Annotated in this window: 16 protein-coding genes and 1 pseudogene; 8 read left to right on the top strand and 9 right to left on the bottom strand. The window is 73.7% G+C overall.

Features of this window, described 5'->3' with window-relative positions:
- Positions 1–85 precede the first annotated feature (85 nt).
- The 4 genes from V6U79_RS22210 to V6U79_RS22195 form a co-directional block, all read right to left on the bottom strand.
- A complete protein-coding gene (locus V6U79_RS22210) occupies positions 86–1,618 on the bottom strand; it encodes an acyl-CoA carboxylase subunit beta (RefSeq protein ID WP_334615669.1) in 1,533 nt (510 codons plus the stop codon).
- Positions 1,619–1,872: 254 nt separating this feature from the next.
- Positions 1,873–2,793: a hydroxymethylglutaryl-CoA lyase gene (locus V6U79_RS22205; protein WP_334615668.1), complete on the bottom strand. Its 921-nt coding sequence runs from the start codon at positions 2,791–2,793 to the stop codon at positions 1,873–1,875.
- Between the two features lie 210 nt (positions 2,794–3,003).
- On the bottom strand, positions 3,004–4,371 hold the full coding sequence (locus V6U79_RS22200) for an acetyl-CoA carboxylase biotin carboxylase subunit (protein ID WP_334615667.1): 1,368 nt from the start codon (positions 4,369–4,371) through the stop codon (positions 3,004–3,006).
- Positions 4,372–4,459: 88 nt separating this feature from the next.
- Positions 4,460–5,086, bottom strand: a complete 627-nt coding sequence (locus tag V6U79_RS22195) for a TetR/AcrR family transcriptional regulator (RefSeq protein WP_334529101.1) — start codon at positions 5,084–5,086, stop codon at positions 4,460–4,462.
- Between the two features lie 117 nt (positions 5,087–5,203).
- Between V6U79_RS22195 and V6U79_RS22190 the strand changes: the two genes are divergently transcribed.
- From V6U79_RS22190 to V6U79_RS22180, 3 genes are all read left to right on the top strand, one after another.
- Positions 5,204–6,433, top strand: a complete 1,230-nt coding sequence (locus V6U79_RS22190) for an MFS transporter (RefSeq protein ID WP_334615666.1) — start codon at positions 5,204–5,206, stop codon at positions 6,431–6,433.
- A 100-nt stretch (positions 6,434–6,533) separates the two neighbouring features.
- Positions 6,534–7,088: a SigE family RNA polymerase sigma factor gene (locus V6U79_RS22185; RefSeq protein ID WP_334615665.1), complete on the top strand. Its 555-nt coding sequence runs from the start codon at positions 6,534–6,536 to the stop codon at positions 7,086–7,088.
- Complete coding sequence (locus V6U79_RS22180; protein ID WP_334615664.1) at positions 7,085–8,266, top strand: hypothetical protein; 1,182 nt, start codon at positions 7,085–7,087, stop codon at positions 8,264–8,266. Before V6U79_RS22185 ends, V6U79_RS22180 begins: the two co-directional genes overlap by 4 nt.
- 126 nt (positions 8,267–8,392) lie before the next feature.
- Here the strand turns inward: V6U79_RS22180 and V6U79_RS22175 are convergent, their stop codons facing one another.
- On the bottom strand, positions 8,393–9,556 hold the full coding sequence (locus tag V6U79_RS22175; RefSeq protein WP_334615663.1) for an FAD-dependent oxidoreductase: 1,164 nt from the start codon (positions 9,554–9,556) through the stop codon (positions 8,393–8,395).
- A gap of 110 nt (positions 9,557–9,666) precedes the next feature.
- Between V6U79_RS22175 and V6U79_RS22170 the strand changes: the two genes are divergently transcribed.
- Complete coding sequence (locus tag V6U79_RS22170) at positions 9,667–10,245, top strand: TetR/AcrR family transcriptional regulator (protein ID WP_334529115.1); 579 nt, start codon at positions 9,667–9,669, stop codon at positions 10,243–10,245.
- A 96-nt stretch (positions 10,246–10,341) separates the two neighbouring features.
- Here V6U79_RS22170 and V6U79_RS22165 read toward each other — a convergent pair whose 3' ends face one another.
- Complete coding sequence (locus V6U79_RS22165; protein ID WP_334529119.1) at positions 10,342–11,244, bottom strand: sulfurtransferase; 903 nt, start codon at positions 11,242–11,244, stop codon at positions 10,342–10,344.
- Between the two features lie 115 nt (positions 11,245–11,359).
- Here V6U79_RS22165 and V6U79_RS22160 point away from each other — a divergent pair.
- Positions 11,360–11,883 (top strand): annotated as a pseudogene (locus tag V6U79_RS22160) (SigE family RNA polymerase sigma factor).
- The gene (locus V6U79_RS22155; protein WP_334615662.1) at positions 11,876–13,150 is read left to right on the top strand and encodes a beta propeller repeat protein; all 1,275 of its coding nucleotides are present in this window, start codon (positions 11,876–11,878) and stop codon (positions 13,148–13,150) included. The pseudogene V6U79_RS22160 and the gene V6U79_RS22155 overlap by 8 nt, the downstream one beginning before the upstream one ends.
- 69 nt (positions 13,151–13,219) lie before the next feature.
- Here the strand turns inward: V6U79_RS22155 and V6U79_RS22150 are convergent, their stop codons facing one another.
- The 3 genes from V6U79_RS22150 to V6U79_RS22140 all read right to left on the bottom strand — a co-directional run bounded on the left by V6U79_RS22150 (position 13,220) and on the right by V6U79_RS22140 (position 14,866).
- Positions 13,220–13,666, bottom strand: coding sequence for a hypothetical protein (locus tag V6U79_RS22150; protein ID WP_334529124.1), 447 nt, complete (start codon positions 13,664–13,666; stop codon positions 13,220–13,222).
- A 2-nt stretch (positions 13,667–13,668) separates the two neighbouring features.
- Entirely contained in the window at positions 13,669–14,436 is a 768-nt protein-coding gene (locus tag V6U79_RS22145) for an SGNH/GDSL hydrolase family protein (protein ID WP_334615661.1), read from the bottom strand.
- A 94-nt stretch (positions 14,437–14,530) separates the two neighbouring features.
- Positions 14,531–14,866 carry a hypothetical protein gene (locus tag V6U79_RS22140; protein WP_334615660.1) on the bottom strand — a complete coding sequence of 112 codons (336 nt, stop codon included), beginning with the start codon at positions 14,864–14,866 and terminating at the stop codon, positions 14,531–14,533.
- Positions 14,867–15,107: 241 nt separating this feature from the next.
- On the opposite strand from V6U79_RS22140, the gene V6U79_RS22135 reads away from it, so the two are divergent.
- Both V6U79_RS22135 and V6U79_RS22130 read left to right on the top strand, forming a co-directional pair.
- Complete coding sequence (locus tag V6U79_RS22135) at positions 15,108–15,911, top strand: helix-turn-helix domain-containing protein (RefSeq protein ID WP_334615659.1); 804 nt, start codon at positions 15,108–15,110, stop codon at positions 15,909–15,911.
- Entirely contained in the window at positions 15,902–16,084 is a 183-nt protein-coding gene (locus V6U79_RS22130; RefSeq protein ID WP_334615658.1) for a DUF397 domain-containing protein, read from the top strand. The genes V6U79_RS22135 and V6U79_RS22130 overlap by 10 nt, the downstream gene beginning before the upstream one ends.
- Positions 16,085–16,167: the final 83 nt, after the last annotated feature.

Genomic DNA, 16,167 nt, shown 5'->3' with positions numbered 1-16,167 from the left:
GTCGCTCGTGACGTCGGGCGGGTCGCGGGATATCTGGTCGCTGTGCCGGGATTGCGGTGGGCGGCGGCCTGCGGTGCGCGCCCGGTCAGACCGGGGTGACGCCGTGCCGGCGCCGGGAGAAGTGCCGGTCCTTGCTGCGGGCCGCGGCGAACCGACGGACCAGCTCGGCGCGCAGCTCGTGCGGCTCGACGATCGCGTCGATGACCAGCTCGCTGGCGAGCCGGACGACGTCGATGTCCCGCTCGTACTCCTCGCGCTTCGCGGCGACGAACGCGGCGCGCTCGTCCGGGTCCGCGATCGCGGCGATCTTGTTGGCGTAGACCGCGTTGACGGCCGCCTCCGCACCCATCACCGCGATCTTGGCGGTGGGCAGGGCGATGGTGGCGTCCGGCTCGAAGCCGGGGCCGGCCATCGCGTAGAGCCCGGCGCCGTACGCCTTGCGGACCACCACGCAGATCTTCGGTACGGTCGCCTCGGAGATCGCGGTGATCATCTTGGCGCCGTGCCGGATGATGCCCTGCTTCTCCACCGCGCTGCCGACCATGAAGCCGGGCACGTCGCTGAGGAAGAGCAACGGCACGTTGAACGCGTCGCAGAGCTGCACGAACCGGGTCGCCTTGTCGGCGGAGTCGACGAAGAGGACGCCGCCCTTGAACATCGAGTTGTTGCCGACCACGCCGACGACCTCGCCGTTCAACCGGCCGAAACCGATGGTCAGCTCCTTGGCCCAGAGCGCCTGGATCTCGAAGAAGGAGCCGTCGTCGAGCAGGCCCTTGACGTACCGGCGCATGTCGAACGCCTGCCGCTCGCTGGCCGGGACCAGCGCGGCCAGGTCGACCTTGTCGGACGCCTGCTTGGCGGGCGCGGCGGGCGGCTGCTCGGTCCAGTTCGCCGGCAGGTACGACAGGTAGGTCCGCACCACGTCGAGCGCGTCGGCCTCGGTCTTGCAGAGGAAGTGCCCGACGCCGGACTCGGCGCAGTGCACCTTCGCCCCGCCCATCGCCTCGAGGGTGGTCTTCTCCCCGGTGACCATCTCGACCATCCGGTCGGAGCCGAGGTACATGCTGGCGTTGCCGTCCACCATGGCCACCACGTCGCAGAACGCCGGGATGTACGCCCCGCCCGCCGCGCTCGGCCCGAAGAGCGCGCAGACCTGCGGGATCGAGCCGGAGGCGCGGACCTGGTTCCAGAAGATCTTCCCGGCGCCGCGGCGGCCGGGAAAGAGGTCGACCTGGTCGGTGATCCGGGCGCCGGCCGAGTCGACGAGGTAGACCATCGGCACGCCGGTCGAGTAGGCCCGCTCGATGATTCGGATGATCTTCTCGACGGTACGCGCGCCCCAGCTGCCGGCCTTGACCGTCGAGTCGTTGGCCATCAGGCAGACCTGGCGGCCGTCGATGGTGGCGGTGCCGGTGACCACGCCGTCGGCGGGCAGCCCGTCGGCCATCGCGTTGGCGTAGAGGCCGTCCTCGACGAAGGAGCCCTCGTCGACCAGGAGCGCCACCCGCTCGCGGGCGAAGAGCTTGCCCTTGGCGGCGTTCGCCGCGTGGTACTTGTCCGCACCGCCGGCCCGGGCGCGCTTGCGCAGCTGCTCCAGTGCCTCACCGTCGAGCGTCACGCCGACTCCCTCGCCGCCTGGGCCGGGCCGCCTCGTGAGCGGACCGACCGACCTGAACGATCGTTAGGCTAGCGCATCGAAGACGCCTCCGGCGACCCACGGACCCGGCCGACCCGACCCCGCTCACACCCGGCCTCACCCACGGCCGCCCGCCGCCGGTGATCAAGAAGTTTGCGTCATCCGCGAACTGGATTCCGACGCAAACTTCTTGATCAACCCTGCGGGGTCGGGCGGGGAGGCGGCGCGGGGGTCGGTCAGGTGGGGAGGGGGGTGAGGCGGGTACGGGGGCCGGCGCGCAGGACGCCGGAGGGCAGCTTCTTGCCGATCAGCTCCTCGGCCAGCTCGGCCACCTCGACCAGGGCGTCCAGGTCGATGCCGGTGTCGATGCCCATGTCGTGGAGCATGTGCACCGCCTCCTCGGTGGCCAGGTTGCCGCTGGCCCCGGGCGCGTACGGGCAGCCGCCGAGGCCACCGACGCTGGCGTCGAACTCGGTGACCCCCAGCTCGAGCGCGGTCAGCAGGTTCGCCAGCGCGGTGCCCCGGGTGTTGTGGAAGTGCAGCAGCACCGGCACGTGGGCGTTGCGGTCGCGTACCGCCGTGATCAGCTCGCGGACCCGGCGGGGCGTGCCCATGCCGGTGGTGTCGCCGAAGGCCACCCGGTCGGCGCCGTCGCGGACCACCCGGTCCACGATCGCGGCCACCCGGGCCGGGTCGGTGTCCCCCTCGTACGGGCAGCCGAAGCTGGTCGCGATGATCACCTCGGCCTGCGCGCCGGCGCCGTGCAGCAGGTCGATCAGCTCGGCGATGTCGTCCAGCGACTCCTCGGTCGACCGGTTGACGTTGCGCCGGTTGTGCGTGTCGCTGGCCGAGACCACCACCTCGATCTCGGTGAAACCGGCCGCGAGCGCCCGCTGCGCGCCCCGGGTGTTCGGCACCAGCGCCGAGTAGCGCACCCCGTCCGCCTTCGCCGCCCGCTGCCACACCTCGTCGGCGTCGGCCATCTGCGGGATCGCCTTCGGGTGCACGAACGACACCGCCTCGATGCGCCGCACACCGGTCCGGGAGAGGACGTCGAGCAGCCGCACCTTGGCGTCGGTGGGGATGGGCTCCTCGTTCTGGAGCCCGTCGCGCGGCCCGACCTCACGGATCGACACGGATGCTGGCAGCTGGCTCATCGCGGTCACCTCACTGTGACGTGGTCCTGATCGGTGCCGCGGCACGCTTTGCTCTGCTGCGGCGGAGGCAACGCCCGTCGTCCGGTATCCGGACGTCCGGTGTTGCTTTCAGGGAAGCAGAGCAAAGGGTGCCACGCCAACGTGACCCACCCCTCGTACGGAGTCGCCGGCGGCCGGGCCGACGTCCGACGGCCCGGCCGGCGATGGGTCTCAGCGCATCCGGCCGACGATGCCGGTGTCGTAGTCGCCGGAGAGGAACTCCTCGTTCTCCAGCAGCTCGGCGAAGAAGGGGAGGTTGTTCTTCGGACCGGCCAACTCGAACGCGGCGACCGCCGCCCTGGCCCGCTCGATGGCCTCGGCGCGGGTGGCGCCACTGATGATGAGCTTGGCCATCAGGCTGTCGTAGAACGGGGTGACCGTGTTGCCGGCGACGTAACCGGAGTCCACGCGGACCCCCTCGCCGGTCGGCTCGACCCAGGTCCTGATCGCACCCGGGCCGGGCAGGAAGCGCTTCGGGTCCTCGGCGTTGACGCGCAGCTCGATGGCGTGCCCGCGCGGGGCGAGCGCGTCCGGGTCGAAGGTCGGCGGCAGGCCGGCGGCCACCCGCAGCTGCTCCTCGACCAGGTCCACCCCGTAGACCAGCTCGGTCACCGGGTGCTCCACCTGGAGCCGGGTGTTCATCTCCAGGAAGAAAAACTCTTCGGAGCCGGGGCCATCGCCCTCGAAGTCCCGCTGGCGCGGGACCAACAGACACTCCACCGTGCCCGCGTTGCGGTAGCCGACCGCCTCGCCGGCCCGCACGGCGGCGGCCAGGAAGCGCGCGCGCAGCTCCGGCGAGACCGCCGGGGACGGGGACTCCTCGACCAGCTTCTGGTTGCGCCGCTGCACCGAGCACTCCCGCTCGCCCAGCGCCACCACCCGGCCGTCGGCCAGGCCGAGGATCTGCACCTCGACGTGGCGCACCCGGGGGAAGTACCGCTCGATCAGCACCGAGCCGTCGCCGAACATCCGCTCGGCGAAGGCGCGCACCTTGTCGTACTCGGTGCGCAGCGCGGCCTCGTCGGCGGCCACGCCCATGCCCATGCCGCCGCCACCGGCCGCCGCCTTGACCATCACCGGGTAGCCGATCGCCGTGGCGGCGGTGACCGCGGCGTCGACGTCGGCGGCCGGGTCGGTGGTGCCGGGGGCGACCGGGACGCCGGCCGCAGCCATCAGGTTCCGGGCATTGATCTTGTCGCCCATCGCGGTGATCGCGTCCGCGCCGGGCCCGACCCAGATCAGGCCGCTCGACTCGACGGTACGGGCGAAGTCGGCGTTCTCCGAGAGGAAGCCGTAGCCGGGGTGGATGGCCTGCGCGCCGGTGGACTTGGCGGCGGCGAGGATCGCCTCGGTGTTCCGGTAGCTCTGCGCCGGGTTGGCCGGGCCCACGCAGACCGCCTCGTCGGCCTCGGTGACGAACGGCATGTCGGCGTCGGCCTCCGAGTGCACCGCGATCGCGCGGATGCCGAGCCGCTTGGCGGTACGGATGATCCGGCGGGCGATCTCGCCCCGGTTGGCGACCAGCAGCGACTCGATCATGTTTCCTCCCGACGTCCAGGGGTGGGGACGGGTGCCAGGTAACCACGAGCCGCCGGTTACTAACGAGTCGGGAGGAGGCGCGGGAGAGTCAGGCGGGGTTGGTGGGGGCGAGCAGCGCGGAGACGGTGGCGGCGCGGAGCAGCTCGGCGCGGCGACGGCGGTCCACCTCGCCCCCCAGGAACGGCGTCGAGTTCATCAGACCGAACGCGGCGTGGGCCAGCACCCGCGCCTCACCGTCGGGCAGGCCCGGGTGCAGCGCCGTCAGCACGGTCACCCACTCCTCGACGTACAGGCGCTGGAGCCGACGGATGCGGCGGCGCGGCTCCTCCGGGAGCCGGTCCAGCTCGTGCAGGTGCAGCGCGATCACCGCCGGGTTGGCCAGCGCGAACTCGACGTGGAAGTCGATCAGCGACTCCAGCGCGCCGCGCGGATCGTCCGGGTGGCCGGCCGCCCGCTCCTGGCCGCCGGCGAGCAGCCCCTCGCTGACCGGGATCAGCGCCGCGACCAGCATCGCCTCCTTGCCGGCGAAGTGGTGGTAGAGGGCCGGACCGGTCACCCCCGCGGCGGCGCCGATGTCGTCCATCGACACGCCGTGGTAGCCCCGGGCGGCGAAGAGCCCGACCGCGATCTCCAGGATCTCGTCGCGCCGGGACCGGCGCCGGCCCGTGCCCGCCGCGCCGCCCGTCGTGCCCCTTGCCTGCTGCCCCACCGTCACCGGGCAAGCGTAGACCGCGGACGGGACGGCGGGGAGGCTCGGTTACCGGTCGGTCGCCTCGGATCCGGGAGCGGGGGCTTGACCCTCGACCCGGTCGAGGGGGCAGGTTCGGTCGGCATGATCGCTTCCCGCCTCGGCCGCGACTACCGGCTGCTCTGGTCGGCCACCGTCGCCTCCCGATTCGGCGACGCCCTGCGTACGCCGGCACTGGCGCTGCTGGCCGCGACCCTGACCCGCGACCCCCGGATGGTGGCCCTGGTGACCGTTGCGGCGCAGCTCCCGCCGCTGCTGTTCGGCCTGCTCGGCGGCGTGTACGCGGACCGCTGGGACCGCCGCCGGACGATGGCGGCGGTCGACGCGGCACGGGCGGTGCTGGTCGGCGGCCTGGCCGTCGCGGTGGCCGCCGGCGGGGCCACCGTCGCGCTGCTGGTGCTCACGGCCGCGCTGCTCGCGGCGCTCGGCAGCCTGTTCGACGCGGCGTCCTTCGCCGTGCTGCCGTCGCTGGTGCCGGCGGACCAGCTGGCCGCCGCGAACGGCCGGTTGCAGGCCGGCACGGCGGTGGCCGGCGGCTTCGTCGGCGCACCGGTGGCCGGGGTGCTCTTCACGGTCGCGGCGGCGCTGCCGTTCGCGCTGGACGCCGGGACCTTCGCGCTCGCCGCCCTGCTGGTGCTGGCCCTCGGCCACCGGTCCGGATCCGCCGGGGCCGGCCGCCCGGCCGGGACCGACGGCGGCGCCGCACCGGTCCGGCGGTCGGTATGGCGGGAGGCCGGGGACGGGCTGCGGTTCATCGCCGCCGACCCGGTGCTGCGCCGGATCACCCTGCTCACCGCCGCCACCAACCTGGCGATCAGCGGCCTGATGTCGGTCCTGGTGCTCCACGCGCTGGAGGTGCTGCGGGTGCCGGCGGCGGCGTACGGCGGGTTCCTCGCGGCGGCGGCGCTCGGTGGGCTGGCCGGCGCGCTCGGCGCGGGCCGGCTCGCCGCCCGGTTCGGCACGCTGCCCGCCCTGCGCGGGGTGCTGGTCGGGCAGACCCTCGCGCTGACCGGGTTCGCGCTGGCCCGCCACCCGGTGCCGGGCGCGGTGGCGCTGGCCGTCTTCGCTGCCGGCACCACGCTCTGGAACAGCCTCTGGGCCGGGTACGGCCAGCAGCGGGTGCCGGCCCACCTGCTCGGCCGGGTGGGCGGGGGCCAGCGGATGGCCGGGCTGCTCACCGCCCCGGTGGGCGCTGCGGCGGCCGGGTTCGCCGGTGCCGCGTACGGGGTGGCGCCGGTTGCCTGGGCGGCGGCCGGCGTTTTCGTGCTGGCCACCGGGGCGGCCTGGACAACCCGGCCGGTCAACGGTGGGTGAGCACTGCTCCGCCATCTGTGCGGCCAACCGCCCAACCTTTTCCGGATCCCCGAACGTCTGCCTGCTGAAGGGTGGCGCACCGCCGACAGGAGGAGGGTCGATGGGAACGGTGACGACCGACGACGGGCGGACCAGTTACGTTGCGTTCGTCGAGGTCCACCAGCACCGTCTGCTGCGCGCCGCGTACCTGGTCTGCGGCAACCGGCACCAGGCCGAGGACCTGCTCCAGGACGCGTTGCTCAAACTGGCCCTGCGCTGGCCCGAGGTCCGTCACCGCGACCCCGCCGCCTATGTCCGGGCAATCCTCTACCGCGACGCGGTGTCCTGGTGGCGACGGCGACGGCGGGAACGACTCAGCGCCCAACCGCCGGAGCAGGCAGCCCACGACCGCGACGGCGCACTGCGGCTGACGATGCACGACGCGCTGGGCCAACTGCCGACGCGGCAGCGGGCCGTGCTGGTACTGCGCTACTACGAGGACCTGACCGAGGCGGCCACCGCCGAGGCGCTCGGGGTGACCGTCGGCACCGTGAAGAGCCAGTGCCACGCGGCGCTGCGCCGGCTCCGCGAGGTGGCCCCGGACCTCGCCCGCGGCACCCGGCCGGCGCCCACGACACCCGACGACCTGATTGCCGGCATGGAGGTGAACCCGTGAACGAGCAGGACCTGCGCCACCTGTTGACCATCACCGTCGAGGACGTCCGGCCCGCCCATCCCGCGGTCGCGGGCTGGGAGCGGGCCCGGCGTACCCGACGCACCCGACGGGCCGTCGGCGCGGTTGCCCTCGCCGTCACGCTGCTCGGTGGGGGTGCGGTGGCCGCCCTGCGTCCACCCGCCGGACCGCCGCCGGACCGGGCCGTGGCACCGACCGTCGAGCCCAGCCACGCCCCACCGGTGCAGCGGCTCCCCGCCGAGCTGGGCTACCCGGGCGACCCGCTGGCCCGGCTCGGCGACCCGGCGACCGTGCCGCTCTCGGCCCGTCCCGTGCGCCGGGCACTCGCGTTGTTTCAACCCTTCGATGAGGACCACCGCACCGACGGCCCGGTCCGGGTGCTCGGCGACGACGGTGTGGTTCGCGCCCTCGACGTGGTGACCCCGGCACCCACCCGGGACCGTGCCGGCAACGAGGCGACTGCCCTCAAGCCGGGGGTGCTCTCGCCGGACGGCCGGTCGGCGGCATTCGCGCAGACCGGCTCGCTGCTCCTGGTCGACCTCACCACGGCGGCCGTCCGCCGGATCCCGCTCGACGGCTACCTGGAGCTGGTGGTCTGGGCCGGCGACCGGGTCGTGGTCGGCGGCGACGACCGCGTGTACGCGGTGGACCGGGCCTCCGGCGCGGCGAGCCCACTGGACGTCTCGGCCTGGGACCTCGTCGCGCCCGACCCGGCGGCCGGCCGGGAGGCGGCGCTGGTGGAGGTGGGCGGCGAGCGTGGGGGGCTGCTGCTGCGCACCCGGTCGGCGCGCGACGGGGCGGTCCGCACCGAGCAGCGGATCACGGACACCGTGCTGCCGACGCCGTACCAGGTCAACGAGTTCTACGGCCGGGGCTGGCTGCACGGCGAACGGCTGGCCCGGTCGGCCTGGATCGTCAGCGACGTGATCGACGGCGCCGAGGGGGTGGTCGTGCTGGACGCTCGCACCGGCGCGGTGGCCCACGTGCTCGACCTGGGCCGGGACCGGTGGAAGAGCTGCTGCGAGGTGCTGGGCTGGGACGACCGGGGGGCCGTGCTGCTCCGGCTGCAACCCGGTGGGCTGCTGCGCTGGCACCCCGACACCGGCGAGGTCACCGGCGTGGTCCGCAACCTGACCGGCACGATCGCACTGGCCGGATGAGCACCCGTCCCCGGCGTACGGCACCGCACCGGTGGCGGTGGCGGGGACGTTCGTGCTGGTCACCATCGTGGCGTGGTGGGCGCTGCGACCGACCGGGGTGGAGCGCGTACCGGCGGCCGGCGCAGCCTAGCCGGCCACCCGTTCGCGCTGGTCGAGGCCGGAGAGGCGCATCGCCACCCGGTGCCGGGCCGGCGGCACGGCGGAGAGCAGCCGCAACAGCAGGTTCCGGGCCGGCCGGCGGGACGGCGGCAGGGTGGCCAGCCGCGTGAGCCGGTCGGCGAAGCCGACCACGGCCTCGGCCATGGGCCGGCGCCGGGCCGCGTACCCGTCGAGCAGCGTCTCGGGGCCACCGGCGAGCACGTCGGCGAGGGTGGTGCCGAGGTCGACGGCGTCCACGATGCCGAGGTTCATCCCCTGTCCGCCGGCCGGGCTGTGCACGTGCCCGGCGTCGCCGGCCAGCAGCACCGGCCCGGCGCGGAAGGTGTCGGCGATCCGGTGGTGCAGCCGGAACCGGGAGGCCCAGAGCACCTCGACCAGCCGGTCGGGGCGGCGGGCCGGCCCACGCTCGTCGAGCAGCGCCTGAAGGTACGCCACGTCCGGCTCGGCGGGCGCCTCGTCCACCGCGGCGACCAGCCGGACCACCCCGTCGGGCAGCGGCGCCCAGACCAGCGGGCCGGAGCGGGCGAGGAAGAGGGCCACCTGGTCGCGGGGCAGCGCGCTGGACACGCGGACGTCGGCGAGGGTGTACGACTCCTCGCCGTCGTTCGGCCCGGAGAAGCCGATGCCCGCCTGTTGTCGCACGGTGCTGCGCATTCCGTCCGCGCCGACCAGGTACCGGGCCCGCACGGTCGCCCCGCCGTCGAAGGTGACCGTCGCGCCGGCCGCGTCGACAGCCAGCCCGGTCATCCGGTACGGCCGCAGCAACGGCACCCCGAGCGCGGTGAGCTGCCCGGTGAGCACCTCCTCGGTGACCGCCTGGGAGACCATCAGCGCGTAGTCGTACCGCGTGGGCAGGGTGTGGAACGGCACGGTGAGCAGCACCCGGTCGCGGTCGCGCACGGTGAACCTCGGCGACCGCAGCCCCCGCTCGATCAGCGGGTCGGCCGCGCCGATCCGGTCCAACTCCTCCAGGGTGTACGCGTGCACGACGGCCGCCCGGGAGGTGGCCGGGGGTCGGTCCAGCCGGTCGACGACGGTCACCGCGACCCCGCGCCGGGCCAGCGTGAGCGCGGCGGCCAAGCCGGTCGGGCCGGCCCCCACCACCAGGACGTCCGTGCTCGTGGGCAGCATGACCACACCTCCGCCATCAGCAATGTCAACACGTGTTTGCCAACGCTTGTTGGCAACAGTAGGCCCCCTGCGAATGAAGTGTCAACAACTGTTGGCATACGGTGGTGGGCATGACCGAGGCCCCGCCGACCCCGCCCCGCCGCTCCGACGCCACCCGGGCGGCGATCCTGCGTGCCGCGCGGGAACGGTTCGCCGCCGAGGGGTACGACCGGGCGACCATCCGGGCCATCGCGGCCGACGCCCGGATCGACCCGTCGATGGTGATGCGCTACTACGGCAGCAAGGAGGGCCTGTTCGCGGCGGCGGCGGAGTTCGACCTGCGGTTGCCCGACCTGACCGAGGTGCCGCCCGCCCGGCTCGGCGAGACGCTGGTCCGGCACTTCCTCCACCGGTGGGAGGGGGACGAGACCCTCGCCGCTCTGCTCCGGACCGCCAGCACCAATCCGGGCGCGGCGGAGCGGGTCCGCGGCATCTTCGCCGACCAGCTCGGCGCGATGGTGGGCCGGTTCGGGAACGACCCGGCGACCACCGGGAAGCGGGCCGGCCTGGTGGCCAGCCAGATCCTCGGCCTCGCCTTCACCCGCTACATCGTCCGGCTGCCGCCGATGGTGGACATGACCCCGGAGGAACTGGTCGCCTGGGTCGGTCCCACCCTTCAGCGCTACCTGACCGGGCGATCCGGAGACTGACCCGCTCGCCGCCGGCTGAGCGCGCCGCCGCGCGGCGTACCGCCGAAGGGCCCGGACCCGCGCGGACGGAGCCGTCGCGCGGGCCCGGCCGTGCGGTCAGCTGCTCAGGCCGCCGGGCTGGTCGCCCTTGACGACGGGGGCCCGGACCAGGTTGCCCCACTCGGTCCACGAGCCGTCGTAGTTGCGCACCTGCGGGTACCCGAGCAGGTGGCGCAGCACGAACCAGGTGTGGCTGGACCGCTCACCGATCCGGCAGTAGGCCACGATGTCGTCGTCCGGGCTGAGCCCGAGCTGGTCGGCGTAGATGCCGCGCAGCTCGTCGGCGGACTTGAACGTCCCGTCCTCGTTCGCGGCGGACTTCCACGGCTTGCTGACCGCGCCGGGGATGTGCCCGCCGCGCAGCGCGCCCTCCTGCGGGTAGTCCGGCATGTGCAGCATCTCGCCGGTGTATTCGCCGGGCGAGCGGACGTCGACCAGCGGGCGACCGGCGGCGACGTGCGCCATCACCTGCTCCCGGTACGCCCGGATCGGCGTGTCGTCGCGCTGCGGCACCGGGTACTCCGCCCGGGGACGGGTCACCTTGTCCCGGGTCAACTCCCGGCCCTCGGCGATCCACTTCTGCCGGCCGCCGTCGAGCAGCCGCACGTCCGGGTGGCCGAAGAGGGAGAAGACCCAGAGGGCGTACGCCGCCCACCAGTTGAAGTTGTCGCCGTAGAAGACGACCGTGTCGTCCCGGCCGATGCCCTTGGCCGCGCAGAGCTCGGCGAAGCTCTTCGCGTCCAGGTAGTCCCGGGTGACCTGGTCGTTCAGCTCGGTGTGCCAGTCGACCTTGACGGCGCCCGGGATGTGGCCGGTGTCGTAGAGCAGCACGTCCTCGTCGGACTCGACGACGACGAGGCCCTCGTCACCGAGGTGCTCGGCCAACCACTCGATGGTGACCAGGCGCTGCGGGTCCGCGTACGACTGGAGGCGGGGATTCGGATCGTTGGGCACAGGCATGATCCCCAAGGTACGCCGGATCCCGGGCTGACCACCGGCCATCGGAAATCGGGTGCAGCGGATGGGACACGACACACGTGACAGTGGCGAGACCCGCCCGACACCGAGGACCGACATGACCGTACGGCACCGACCGGGCCCACCCGGTGCACCGCCGCCGCTGGACTTCACCGGCTTCTACGAGGCGCACTTCCACCGCCTGGCGGTGCAGCTCTACGCGTACCTGGGGGACCACGCCGAGGCGCAGGATCTCACCCAGGAGGCGTTCTGCCGGGTGCTGGAGCGGTGGGACGGATCAGCGCGTACGACGATCCGTCCGCCTGGGTGCGGCGGGTCGCCTGGAACCTGGCGACCAGCCGGCTGCGCCGGGTGCGTACCGCCGTCCGCCATCTCGCCCGGCAGCGGGAGGAGCACGTGCCCGGCCCGGGCCCGGACCGGGTGGCGCTGACCGCCGCGCTGGCCGCCCTGCCCGCCAACCAGCGCCGGGCCGTCGTCCTGCACCACCTGGCCCAGCTCAGCGTCGCCGAGATCGCCGATCAGCTGGGGGCGCCCGAGGGCACCGTCCGGTCCTGGCTGTCCCGGGGCCGGGCGACGCTGGCCAGCCACCTCACCGACCGGCAGGAGGCCCACCGTGCGTGAGACCGACCTGAACGACGTGTTCGCCGAGTTCGAGGCGCGGACCGCGCCGACCTTCCGCCCGCCCGGCCTGGCCACCGCCCAGCACCGGGTCCGGGACCGGCGTCGTCACCGGCGCGCCCTGCTGGCCGGCGTGGCGGCGCTGCTCCTGGCCGGCCCCGGGGGCGTGTACGCGGTCGCCGGCCGCGACGGTGACCGCACCTCGCCCACCCCCGCGCCCAGCCCCACCGCGTCCCCGTCACCGGGTGGCCCACCCGTCGCGCGGAGGATCGCCGTGCCGGGTGTCACCGGCGAGGTGCGGGACCTACGGTTCGTCGACTCCCGGCACGGCTGGGCGCTCTTCGACACCTGCGACGCCAGGGCGTTCACCGACTGCCGGCGGGCCCTGGCCCGCACCGAGGACGGCGGCGTGACCTGGCGGAAGACCGCGCTGCCCGCCACGGCGAACCGGCCCACCCCGGGCGGCCCCCCGCGTCTGGAGGTCGTGGACGGCCGGCGGCTGACCGTCGCCGTCGACTCCCGGTATCTGGTCACCACCGACGGCGGCGCCTCCTTCACCGAGCACCCGGTGACCGCACCGCCGTCGACCACCCAGCTCGCCTGGGCGACCCGCAGCGGCTTCTCGCTGCGATGCCCCGGCACCAACGCACGCACCGGCCCGGCCGGCAACGGCGGCTGCCCCCGGCCGGACCTGGTCCGCATCGGCCAGGGGACCGTCGCGGCGCAGCCTCCGGTGAACCTGGGAACGGACCTGGACGGGCAGCTCATCGAGAGCGGCGACGGCCGGCTCTGGGCGACCGTCCGCGAGGGTGCCGGGATGACCGTCGTGGTCAGCGACGACCGGGCCGCGACCTGGCGGAAGCTGCCCACGGTGCCGGGTGCCCGCCGTCTCCTCGTCTCCCCCGACGGCGCACACGCCTGGGCGGTCGACATCGACCAGTCCGACTACAGCGGGTCAGCCGGCAAGCGGGTGTGGGCGCTGGACGGTGACCGGTGGCGGGAGCGGATCGGCCTGCCCGACGACACCGTCACGGTGGAAGCCGTCAACGCCGGGTTCCTCGCAGTCACCGGCGCCTACGGCACCGCCGGCTTCTGGACCCCCGCCGGGTACGTCGACAGCGGCGAGGTACGCGGTTCGCTGCGGGGTGGGTCGGAGGAGAGCATGAGCGTCGAGGTGCTTCCCGACGACACCGTCGTGTTGCACCAGCCCGGCGCGTGGATCATCGGCGTCGGCACCGGCCCCCAACGGGTGTGGACCCGCATCTCCTGAGCACCACGGGGCACGCGGCCGGTCCACCACACACGGGGGTGGTGGACCGGCCCGCGACTCGTCGGTGGATCAGGCGCGGCGGTGGACGATCCGGCCGGCGACCACGGTCACCAGGCAGCCGCCGTCGGCGTCGAGGACCGCCAAATCGGCGCGGCCGTCCACGACCAGCGTCGCCGGGGCGGCGGCGGGCAGCACCAGCAGGTCGCTGCGGTCGACGGCCGACCGCAGCGCCGGGTCGACGACATGCTCGGCGAGCACCGCGGTCACCCCGAGCCGCAGCAGGGCGTGCACCCGCTCGCGGGGCGTGGGCGCGGGTGGCAGCGGGGCGTCGTGCACCCGCCCCGGGCCCAGGGTGCCCGGCCAGCGGCGCACCCGCGCCCCGGCGTACTCCTCGGAGAGCTGGACCAGCGGGCCGATCGCGACGACCCGGTCGGCCCGGACCGCGACGGCGGTGGTTTCCGTCGCCGGGCCGTCGACGGTGGTCCGCAGCAGCGGCGCGGTGTGCAGGGTGAGCACGGTCAGTCGGTGATCGGGCTGAGCATCGGGCGCTTCGCGGTCACGGTGTCGCCGGAGGAGCGCCCGGTCAGCCGGCGCTTGATCCAGGGGGCCAGGTGCCGGCCGACCCAGCGCAGGTCGTCCGCGCGGGCGGTGAGCCACGGTTTCGGCAACGGACGCTCCGGCACCATCAGCCAGTCCTCGTCGCAGCCCACGCCGAGCGCGGTCAGCACCTGACCGGCGACCCGGCGGTGGCCGGCGGCGGAGAGGTGCAGCCGGTCGGTGCTCCACAGCATCGGGTTGAGGAAGGTGTCGTCGGCGTACAGGTCGACCAGGATGGCGCCGTGCCGCTCGGCGGTCTCCCCGACGGCCCGGTTGAGCAGCTCGATCCGGGGGGCGACCAGGCGCTGGCCGGGCAGCCGCGCCATCACGTCGGCGAACCGGAAGAGAATCACGTCGGCGCCACCGGAGCGCAGCCGCCGCACCACGTCGTCGAAGCGGGTGACCAGGGCGTCCGGGTCGAAGGTGCGGCGCAGCACGTCGTTGCCGCCGGCCGCGAAGCTGATCAGGTCGGGCTTCATCGCGAGGGCGGCGGGCACCTGTTCGGCCACCACACCGGGGAAGAGCCGGCCGCGGATCGCCAGGTTGGCGTACGCGAAATCGGCGCCGGCCTCGGCGGCCAGCCGGGTCGCCACCAGGTCGGCCCAGCCGCGGTAGCTGCCGTTTGGGTACGCGTCGTCCATGCCCTCGGTGAAGCTGTCCCCCACCGCCACGAAACTGCGCCAGCGCACGGCGCCTCCCTCACGCTCCCTCGTTGCCTGCGGCGACCAGTCTGTCATCGGCCAGGCGACCGTCGATGCCACCCGCCGGGCAACGTGGCGGACATCATCGATCCGGTTCGACCAGCGGCCTGCGGTACGGCCCCCACGCGACGAACCGGGCGAACGGCTCGCGCGGGGTCGGGCCGGCGTGCGGGTTCAGCCGGAACAGGTCGTGGGTCGCCTCGTGGTAGAGCCCGGAGAGATAGATCGCCAGCTCGACCGGCTGATCGGCGTACTCGACCTTGAGCAGTAGCCGGGCCTCGGCGCAGGGCCAGGGCAGCCCACAGGCCCGGCACACCCAGAGGGGGCGGATCGGCAGGTGCGGCCGGCGGCCCGGCGGGTACGCCCGGGGCCGATCGGGGTGGGGGCCGAGGCGCGGCACCGGGAACTGACCGCACATCACCGGTGGCCCCCGTCTGCCCGCCACTGCCGGACCCGGCGAATCTGGTTACGCATCTCGACCTCCCTCGGACGTGGAGCGGGCCCCTCCGCCGTCGGATGGGAGCAGGCCCGCTACGTGACACTGTGGTGAGGGCGGCACTACTGTCGGAAGGCATCGACGCTGCTCAGGGTGAGGCCCGGTCGGCCGTTGCGTCGGTGCGGCGACGTCGTGGAGACGCCAGGGAGATCGTGGAGGACGTGTGGAAGGTGAGCCGACCGCGGAGCTGATCCGGGCACAACTTCGCCGGCTACGGCTGAAAGCCGAGCTGAGTCAGGAGGAGTTCGGGAAGCTGGTCCACTTCTCCGGTTCGCAGGTGTCGGCCGTCGAGCTGGGGCAGCGACCGCTCGACCGGTTCTTCCTCAAGCGGGCCGACGAGGTGCTGGGGACGGGTGGATTGCTGATGTCCCTGCTCAAGCTGGCGGAGCGCGACGGTCAGCCGAACTGGTTTCGCCCGTGGCTGGAGGCTGAACGGGACGCGCAGCAGCTCTGGTGCTATCACCCGACGCTCATTCCCGGCCTGCTACAGACCGAGAACTACGCCCGCACGGTCATCCGGGCGGACGACATGTTGAGCGACGACGCCGTGGAGAAGCGGGTGGCGGTCCGGCTGGACCGACAGGCCGTTCTCAACCGGGCACAGCCTCCCAAGCTCGTGGCGGTCATCGAGGAGACCGCTCTTCGCCGCGCCGATGAGGGATTCCGCGGTTTGATGGCCCAGCAGGTCGCACACCTCATCGAGTGCGTCGGGTGCCCGCACGTCAGTGTGCACGTCATTCCGGCAGACGTCAGCACACACGTTGGCCTCGCCGGTCCGTTCTCCCTCGCGCGCGGCAGCGACGGTGGGTGGATCGCCTATTTGGAGAACCAGCTTGGCGGCACCACAATCGACAAGGATCAGGACGTGGCTACTCTGATCGCGAGATGGGAGAGCGTCCGCAGTGAGGCGCTACCTCAGCGCCAGTCGACGCTGCTGATGAAGGAAGTGATGACGTCATGGACCTGACCGGTGCCACCTGGCGCAAATCCACCCGCAGCGGTAACAGCGAGTGCGTCGAGGTGGCGGACAACCTCCCCGACGTCGTCGCCGTCCGCGACAGCAAGGACCCGGCCGGCCCGGCGCTCACCTTCGACTCGCATGTCTGGCGGGACTTCGTCGCCTTCGCCAGGCGGCGCTGACTCCACAGCACGGGACGCCTGCCAGCGGGGCGATGCCGGACGGCGGGCGATCTCAGCAACACTCACCCGAAGCCGGAAGCAGA

This window comes from Micromonospora psammae (genome assembly GCF_036902725.1).
Taxonomy (GTDB): domain Bacteria; phylum Actinomycetota; class Actinomycetes; order Mycobacteriales; family Micromonosporaceae; genus Micromonospora.
Note: the sequence above shows the minus strand (reverse complement) of the source record. Positions and strands in the feature narration are given on the sequence as shown.

What these genes read in the sequence shown, in the direction of transcription:
- V6U79_RS22175 (WP_334615663.1), bottom strand. Translation starts at nt 9,556, where the DNA reads ATGCTGCCCACGAGCACGGACGTCCTGGTGGTGGGGGCCGGCCCGACC.
- V6U79_RS22130 (WP_334615658.1), top strand. Translation starts at nt 15,902, where the DNA reads ATGGACCTGACCGGTGCCACCTGGCGCAAATCCACCCGCAGCGGTAAC.
- V6U79_RS22165 (WP_334529119.1), bottom strand. Translation starts at nt 11,244, where the DNA reads ATGCCTGTGCCCAACGATCCGAATCCCCGCCTCCAGTCGTACGCGGAC.
- V6U79_RS22200 (WP_334615667.1), bottom strand. Translation starts at nt 4,371, where the DNA reads ATGATCGAGTCGCTGCTGGTCGCCAACCGGGGCGAGATCGCCCGCCGG.
- V6U79_RS22190 (WP_334615666.1), top strand. Translation starts at nt 5,204, where the DNA reads ATGATCGCTTCCCGCCTCGGCCGCGACTACCGGCTGCTCTGGTCGGCC.
- V6U79_RS22140 (WP_334615660.1), bottom strand. Translation starts at nt 14,866, where the DNA reads ATGTGCGGTCAGTTCCCGGTGCCGCGCCTCGGCCCCCACCCCGATCGG.
- V6U79_RS22170 (WP_334529115.1), top strand. Translation starts at nt 9,667, where the DNA reads ATGACCGAGGCCCCGCCGACCCCGCCCCGCCGCTCCGACGCCACCCGG.
- V6U79_RS22205 (WP_334615668.1), bottom strand. Translation starts at nt 2,793, where the DNA reads ATGAGCCAGCTGCCAGCATCCGTGTCGATCCGTGAGGTCGGGCCGCGC.
- V6U79_RS22185 (WP_334615665.1), top strand. Translation starts at nt 6,534, where the DNA reads ATGGGAACGGTGACGACCGACGACGGGCGGACCAGTTACGTTGCGTTC.